This is a genomic window from Tabrizicola sp. (assembly GCF_051645465.1).
Lineage (GTDB): Bacteria > Pseudomonadota > Alphaproteobacteria > Rhodobacterales > Rhodobacteraceae > Tabrizicola.
Genome location: NZ_JBOFBI010000104.1, coordinates 1 through 6,874, shown reverse-complemented (window position 1 = coordinate 6,874; position 6,874 = coordinate 1). Strand labels below are relative to the sequence as shown.

Annotated in this window: 8 protein-coding genes and 1 tRNA gene; 4 read left to right on the top strand and 5 right to left on the bottom strand. The window is 65.2% G+C overall.

Features of this window, described 5'->3' with window-relative positions:
* A partial coding sequence (locus tag ACRCSW_RS06715; RefSeq protein ID WP_438703656.1) for an AIR synthase related protein occupies nucleotides 1–421 on the bottom strand: 421 nt, incomplete at its 3' end.
* A 148-nt stretch (nucleotides 422–569) separates the two neighbouring features.
* On the opposite strand from ACRCSW_RS06715, the gene ACRCSW_RS06710 reads away from it, so the two are divergent.
* The 3 genes from ACRCSW_RS06710 (at nucleotide 570) to ACRCSW_RS06700 (ending at nucleotide 2,435) form a co-directional block, all read left to right on the top strand.
* Nucleotides 570–1,478, top strand: coding sequence for a diacylglycerol/lipid kinase family protein (locus tag ACRCSW_RS06710; protein ID WP_438703655.1), 909 nt, complete (start codon nucleotides 570–572; stop codon nucleotides 1,476–1,478).
* Between the two features lie 5 nt (nucleotides 1,479–1,483).
* Nucleotides 1,484–2,326: a metallophosphoesterase family protein gene (locus ACRCSW_RS06705; protein WP_438703653.1), complete on the top strand. Its 843-nt coding sequence runs from the start codon at nucleotides 1,484–1,486 to the stop codon at nucleotides 2,324–2,326.
* Between the two features lie 32 nt (nucleotides 2,327–2,358).
* Nucleotides 2,359–2,435, top strand: a tRNA-Ile gene (locus ACRCSW_RS06700).
* 38 nt (nucleotides 2,436–2,473) lie between these two features.
* Here the strand turns inward: ACRCSW_RS06700 and ACRCSW_RS06695 are convergent.
* From ACRCSW_RS06695 to yajC, 4 genes are read right to left on the bottom strand one after another with little or no spacing between them, the layout of a single operon-like run.
* Complete coding sequence (locus tag ACRCSW_RS06695; protein ID WP_438703651.1) at nucleotides 2,474–2,830, bottom strand: Mth938-like domain-containing protein; 357 nt, start codon at nucleotides 2,828–2,830, stop codon at nucleotides 2,474–2,476.
* A 1-nt stretch (nucleotide 2,831) separates the two neighbouring features.
* Complete coding sequence (secF, locus tag ACRCSW_RS06690) at nucleotides 2,832–3,803, bottom strand: protein translocase subunit SecF (protein ID WP_438703650.1); 972 nt, start codon at nucleotides 3,801–3,803, stop codon at nucleotides 2,832–2,834.
* Nucleotides 3,804–3,820: 17 nt separating this feature from the next.
* Nucleotides 3,821–5,494 (bottom strand): protein translocase subunit SecD, encoded by a 1,674-nt coding sequence (gene secD, locus ACRCSW_RS06685; RefSeq protein WP_438703648.1) that lies wholly within the window; start codon nucleotides 5,492–5,494, stop codon nucleotides 3,821–3,823.
* Between the two features lie 10 nt (nucleotides 5,495–5,504).
* Nucleotides 5,505–5,834: a preprotein translocase subunit YajC gene (gene yajC / locus ACRCSW_RS06680; protein ID WP_438703646.1), complete on the bottom strand. Its 330-nt coding sequence runs from the start codon at nucleotides 5,832–5,834 to the stop codon at nucleotides 5,505–5,507.
* 187 nt (nucleotides 5,835–6,021) lie between these two features.
* Between yajC and ACRCSW_RS06675 the strand changes: the two genes are divergently transcribed.
* On the top strand, nucleotides 6,022–6,874 hold an 853-nt coding region (locus ACRCSW_RS06675; protein ID WP_438703644.1), incomplete at its 3' end, for an aminoacyl--tRNA ligase-related protein.

The following is a 6,874-nucleotide window of genomic DNA, read 5'->3' as shown; positions in this document are numbered from 1 at the left end:
CGATGAGGGCGCAGCCGGAATCGGCACAGCCCTTGGCGATGCCGGTGATGATGCGCGCAGCCTGTTCGACCTCTAGCTTGCCGGTGGCGAAATAGTCGAGGAAGAACAAGGGCTCGGCGCCCTGGCAGACGAGGTCGTTGACGCACATGGCGACGAGGTCGATGCCGATCGTGTCGACATGGCCGGTGTCGATGGCGATGCGGAGCTTCGTGCCGACCCCATCCGTCGCGGCCACCAGCACGGGATCGGTGTAGCCTGCGGCCTTGAGGTCAAAGAGCGCGCCGAACCCGCCGAGGCCGCCCATCACGCCGGGGCGGTTTGTGGCCTTGGCGGCGGGCTTGATCCGGTCGACCAGGGCGTTTCCGGCGTCGATGTCCACGCCCGCGTCCGCATAGGTGAGACCGTTGTGCCCCGTGGCCATTTCGCCGCTCCTTCGCTGCCCGCGGCCCCCATACGCGTTTCCTCGGGGCACTGCAACAAAGCGCCGGGGGCGGGGTTTGACTTGGGCCGGCGGCCCCTTATGTCGAAGCGGTGGCGCAATGCCGCGTTGCGGCACGGGGACGTATGTCATGATCAGGGGGCCGGTCTGCATTCTGGCCAATACCGGGTCGGGGAAGAAGGCCGCAGCGCGCATCCGGGCTTTGGTGCAGCCCTTCCGCGATGCGGGACTTGATCCCGAGATCCGGCTGGTCCGGAAGGGCTCGCGGATGCCTGCCGAAGCGCAGCGCGTGGCGGCGGGCGGGTTCGGTACCGTCATCGTGGCGGGTGGCGATGGCACGATCTGCACAGTCGCGGGCGCCCTTGCGGGCACGGGCACGGCGCTTGGGATCGTGCCAATGGGGACGTTCAACTTCTTCGCCCGCAGCCTTGGCCTGCCGGGCGACCCCACCGCGGCAATCTCGGTGCTGCTGGCCGGGACCGAGCGGGTGGTTTCCGCAGCCGAAGTGAACGGTCAGCTGTTCTTGAACAATGCAAGCCTTGGCCTTTACCCCGCGCTTCTGGAGCGTCGCGAGGCGGCCTATGCGAAGTGGGGGCGTTCGCGCGTGGCGGCTTATTGGTCGGCGCTGCGGACGCTGGTGACCTATGACCGGCCCAGTCGCTTGCGCATCACCATTGACGGGCGCACCGACCATTGGCGGAGCCCGATGGTATTCGTGGCCCGGAACGCCTACCAGTTGGAGCAATACGGCATGCAGGACGGGGTGGACCTGATCCGGGAGGGCAAGCTTGCGGTCTACATCGCCCCCGAGCTGCGGCGCTGGCAACTTCTGGGCTTTGCCATCCGGATCGCGCTTCGGACCGCCCGTCCCTACCGCGACTTCGCGCTGGAGGCGGGGGAAGAAATGGAGATCGACACCCACAGCCGCCGCCGCACCATCGCCCGTGACGGCGAGCGCGAGAAGATGCGTGCGCCGTTCCGCTTTCGCGTGCTGAAGGATGCGCTGACCGTGATCGTGCCGCCGGACCAGGGGGCTTGAGGCGCATGGGCCGCCTGATCCACCTTTCCGATCTGCATTTCGGGCGCGACCGGCCCGAACTGATCGACCCGCTGGTCGAGGCCTGCGCTGCTTTGGCCCCCGACCTCACCGTGATTTCGGGCGATCTGACCCAACGGGCGCTGGCCCCGCAATGGGCCGCGGCGGTGGCGCTGATCCGGCGGCTGCCGGGGCCGGTGATCTCGGTGCCGGGCAATCACGACGTGCCGCTGTACAACCCGCTGGCGCGGCTGTTTTGGCCGTTCCATGGGTATCGGCGGTCCGTGGCGACCGATCTGGAGCCGATAGCGGAGACTGCAGACCTTCGGGTGATCGGGATGAACACGACCGACCCGCTGGTCTGGCAGCGCGGGCTTGTTCGGCCTGCGTCGCTTCAGCTTGCAACAGACCGTTTGCGGGCGGCGCGTCCGGGGCAGTTGCGTCTGGTCGTGCTGCACCATCCGCTGACCCAGCCCCCAGAGACCGGAAAGGCCCCGATGAAAGGGGCTGGACCTGCCGCCGAAGCGCTGGCCGAAGCCGGGGCGGATGTGATCCTGACGGGCCATCTGCACCAATGGGCAGCCGACCCGTTCGCCCTGCGCAAGGGAGGGCGGCAGATGGTCTGTGTGCAGGCCGGGACCACCCTTTCCACCAGGCTGAGGGGTGAGGAGAACGACTTCAACGTCATCGACCACCACGCGGGCGAGGTCACCGTCACCCGCCATGTCGCGCGCGGCGACAGCACCCGCTTTGTGGCGGACAGGGTTACCCGATTCCACCAGGTGGATAGTGCTGCGGGGTGGCAGCACATCATCCCCCTGCCCGGCCCGCTGGACGCGCAGCAACCTTGACCATCGCCCACGGTCTGGTAGTGAAGCGCCATGGGCCTGTAGCTCAATTGGTTAGAGCAGGGCGCTCATAACGCCTTGGTTGGGGGTTCGAGTCCCTCCGGGCCTACCATCCCACCTCAGAGCGCATGACGGGGCGGCCCGATGCGCCTATTCGACCGGCAGAAGTGCTACGGCCACGCGGCGGCCTTCGCCAAGAAGCACGTTGTAGGTCCGGCAGGCGGTGGGTGAGGCCATGACCTCGATCCCGATCCCCTGCCCCTCCAGCGCCTCGCGGAAGGCCTGCGGCACGTGGGCGATGCCCGATCCGGTGCCGACGAAGAGGACGTCGATCTTGCCCGCGAGGCTAAGGGGCGCTGCGGTGTCATCGTAGCCGCCCCACGGACCTGCGTCCCAGGGGGTGATGAGGCAGGCGCCGCGCAGGACATGGCCTGCCACGCGGAAGAAGCCCGGCCCGTAGCCCTCGATTGCCTTGGCCGAGCCGTATGTGACCTCGGTCAGGCGCATGTCAGGCGTCTACGTCGGCGAACTCGTTCTTCTCGGACTTCTTCGGCTTGTCGCTGCGGTCGATGCCGATCATCAGAACGATGTTCTTTGCCATGTAGAGCGTCGAGTAGGTGCCAAGGATGACGCCCACGAACATCGCGAAGACGAAGCCGCGGATCACGTCGCCGCCGAAGATCAGAAGCACGGTCAGCGAGATGAGCGTGGTCGAGGCGGTCATGATCGTGCGCGAAAGCGTTTCGTTGGCCGTGAGGTTCATCATCTCGCGGAGCGGCATCTGCTTGTACTTGGCCAGGTTCTCGCGGAGGCGGTCGAAGATCACGACCGTGTCGTTGACCGAATAGCCCAGGATGGTCAGGAGGGCCGCGACGATCGAGAGGTCAAACTTGATCTGGAAAAGCACGAAGAGCCCCACGGTCACCAGGACGTCGTGAATGAGCGCAGCAACGGTGCCGATGGCGAACTGCCATTCGAAGCGGACCCAGACGTAGAAGAGGATACCGATGGCGCCCGCGATCACTGCCAGGATGGCCGAAGTGATAAGTTCGGAGGAGACTTTAGGTCCGACCGATTCTACGGCCGGGAAGGTGATGGCGGGGTCGACCGCCTTCAGTGCGGCCTCAACTTTGGCGATGTCGTCGGCCGTGACCGCCTCGCCGCCTTCCGTCGCCGAAAACCGGACCATCGCGACATGCTGGTCAGCGCGGAAGGATGGGTCGAAGACCTCGGAAATCGCGACATCGCCAAGCTCAAGCGTCGAGAGCGCCTCGCGGTAGACGCCAACATCCACCACAGTGGTGGACTCGGTCCGGATCGTCGTGCCGCCGCGGAAGTCGATGCCGAGGTTCAGGCCGACGGTCAGGAGGAGGATGACCGAGGCCACCATTGCCACAATCGAGCTGCCGAAGGTGATCCATTGCAGGCTGAAGAAGTTGATGTTGGTCTTTTCAGGGACAAGCCGCAGACGCCAGGCCATTTTGCATTCTCCTTGGGTCAGACGACGATCGTCTTCGGTCGTTTCCACTCGAGCCAGAACTCGATGATGAGGCGGGTCACGTAGACGGCGGTGAACATCGAGGTGATGATCCCAAGGCCAAGCGTGACAGCGAAACCGCGCACCGGGCCCGAGCCGAGCCAGAACATGATGATTGCCGTCAGGAAGCCCGTCACGTTCGAATCCATGATCGCCGAGAAGGCGCGGTCGAAGCCAACCTCGACAGCCCGCCTTGCGTTGACGCCGGTGCGCAGTTCCTCTCGGATGCGTTCGAAAATCAGCACGTTGGCGTCAACCGCCATACCCATGGTCAGCACGATGCCGGCAATGCCCGGCAAAGTGAGCGTGCCACCGATGGCAGAGAGAACGCCCATGATCAGCGCGATGTTGATCGCAAGTGCTACGTTGGCCATCAGGCCGAAGACCCCGTAGCAGGCGATCATGTAAATCGCGACGGCAGCCAGGCCGATCAGCCCGGCCACCCTGCCCGCTTCAATCGAGTCCTGCCCAAGCTCGGGGCCGATCGTGCGTTCTTCCAGGAAGTTCATCTCGGCCGGAAGGGCACCTGCGCGCAAGAGGACGGCCAGACGGGTCGATTCTTCGATCGAGAAGTTGCCGGTGATGATCCCAGACCCGCCGGCGATGTGGCTTTGGATAACCGGGGCCGAGATCACCTCGTCATCAAGGACAATCGCGAAGGGCGCGCCGATGTTCGCGGCCGTATAGTCGCCAAACTGGCGCGCGCCGGTGGTGTCGAAGCGGAAACTGACAGCGGGTTGGCCGTCCTGGTCGAACGAGGGCTGGGCGTCGACCAGATCCTCGCCCGAGACGACGGGGTTTTCCTCGACGATGTAGTAGATCCCCTCTTCATCAAGCGAGGGCAAAAGCAGGTTCCGCGCGCCAGGATCGGCGCCGGCATCGGCGATCGGGCCACGAACGACGGCGTTGAAGGTCAGCTTGGCGGTCTGGCCGATCAGCTCTTTCAGTTCCTGCGCCGAGCCGATGCCGGGAACCTGGATCAGAATCCGGTCCTCGCCCTGGCGCTGGATCGTGGGTTCACGGGTCCCGGCCTCGTCAACCCGACGGCGGATGATTTCAAGCGACTGCTGGAGCGTGCGTTCGTCCGAGGCCTCCTTCTCGGCCTCAGAAAGCTGAATCACGATGTCATTGCCGTCCGCGGTCACGTCGAGCGTGCTTTCTGAAGCCCCTGTCAGCGACATCACGTTGGTGCCGAGGGCGCTGACGGCCTCGATCGCGGCGGCCATGCCTTCGGGCTTCTCGATCGTTACGCGAAGGATCGGCAGATTGTCCGGAGAGATGTCACGGACATTACCCACCTGATCGCGAATTTCGCGAAGCGCGTCGCGGACCTGGGGCCAGAGCGAATCCATCCGGGCCTTGTGCACATCCTCGACCCGGACCTCGGCCAGAAGATGCGCGCCGCCGCGCAGGTCGAGGCCAAGGTTCATGAGCGCCGAGGGCAGGAAGCCTGGCCATTCGGCAAGCGCCGCTTCCTGCTCGGGCGTCGCGGTGCCACCTGCCGCCTCAATGGCGGCGGCGGCATCGTTGTGACGCTCGACCTGCGCGTAGAACAGGTTCGGGGTCGCAGCAACGATCCCCCAACCGCAGATGAGCAGGATCAGGATCCGCTTCCAGAGCGCCATAGGTTCCATGTGTCAGACCTTAGCTTGCAGCCGGTTCGGTCTTGTTCAGGACCTGGGTTATAGTGTGCTTGATGACCTTGACCTTGACGCCTTCGGCGATCTCGACCTCGACCATGTTGTCTTCCTGGACTTTCGACACCTTGCCGACGATCCCGCCCGAGGTCACAACCTGATCGCCCCGGCGCAGTGCCTCGATGAGCGCGCGGTGTTCCTTCATCTTCTTCTGCTGCGGGCGGATGAGCAGGAAGTAGAAGATGACGAAGATCAGGAGGATCGGCAGGAACTGCGCGAAGACGGCGCCCGCGGGCGGAGCTTCTGCGGCCTGGGCGAAGGCGGGGGTGACGAACATGGGCATCCTTTCCAGCGGAGCCGGGCGACTGATACTGCGGCGCCCGTTAGCGATTGCGGGGTGATGTAAGGCCTTTCCGCGCGCTTTGCCAGAGGGCGCGCGCAGGCCCGGGCCCCAAGACCTTTTCCCCTGCCCCGTTATCGGGCATATGGGCCGGACGACTTCACCGAACGACGAGGCAAGACCGATGCACGACATCCGCTTCATCCGCGAGAACCCGGCTGCGTTCGACGCGAGCCTTTCCCGTCGTGGACTGGCGCCGATGTCGTCGGAGCTGCTTTCCATCGACGAAGCGCGGCGGGCGAAGATCCTGGCCGCTGAAACCGCGGCTGCGGCGCAGAATGCGGCTTCCAAGGATGTCGGGGCCGCCAAGGCTCGTGGAGACAATGCCGAGTTCGAGCGGCTCCGGGCGCTGGTGGCCGAGAAGAAGGCCGAAGGTGCTCGGCTGACGGAAGAGGCCGGGGCCGAGGACGCGCGGCTGCGGGACGCTTTGATGCGTATTCCGAACGCGGCGCTGGATGAGGTGCCCGACGGTGCGGACGAGACCGGGAACGTCGAAGTCCGTCGCCGGGGGAGCCCGCGGAACTTTGCCTTCCAGCCGCTGGAGCATTTCGAAATTCCGGCGGCGAAGGAAGGGCTCGACTTCCCGACGGCAGCCAAACTGTCCGGCAGCCGGTTCGTCGTCCTGCGGGGCGCGGTGGCGCGGGTTCATCGGGCCCTGGCGCAGTTGATGCTGGACATGCATGTGAACGAGCATGGGCTTTCCGAGACCTGGACCCCGGTCCTCGTCAAGGAAGACGCGATGTATGGGACCAACCAGCTCCCGAAATTCGCCGAGGACAGCTATCAGACGACCAACGGCTGGTGGCTGATCCCGACCTCGGAGGTCACGCTGACCAATACGGTGGCCGGGGACATCCTGGATGAGGCGGAGCTGCCTCTGCGCCTTACGGCGCATACGCATTGCTTCCGGTCCGAGGCGGGCTCGGCGGGGAAGGACACGACGGGGATGCTCCGCCAGCACCAGTTCGAGAAGGTCG

Bases quoted from the DNA above. Each gene is read 5' to 3' on its own strand.
- ACRCSW_RS06710 (WP_438703655.1), top strand. From the start codon at position 570: ATGATCAGGGGGCCGGTCTGCATTCTGGCCAATACCGGGTCGGGGAAG.
- ACRCSW_RS06705 (WP_438703653.1), top strand. From the start codon at position 1,484: ATGGGCCGCCTGATCCACCTTTCCGATCTGCATTTCGGGCGCGACCGG.
- ACRCSW_RS06695 (WP_438703651.1), bottom strand. From the start codon at position 2,830: ATGCGCCTGACCGAGGTCACATACGGCTCGGCCAAGGCAATCGAGGGC.
- secF (WP_438703650.1), bottom strand. From the start codon at position 3,803: ATGGCCTGGCGTCTGCGGCTTGTCCCTGAAAAGACCAACATCAACTTC.
- secD (WP_438703648.1), bottom strand. From the start codon at position 5,494: ATGGAACCTATGGCGCTCTGGAAGCGGATCCTGATCCTGCTCATCTGC.
- yajC (WP_438703646.1), bottom strand. From the start codon at position 5,834: ATGTTCGTCACCCCCGCCTTCGCCCAGGCCGCAGAAGCTCCGCCCGCG.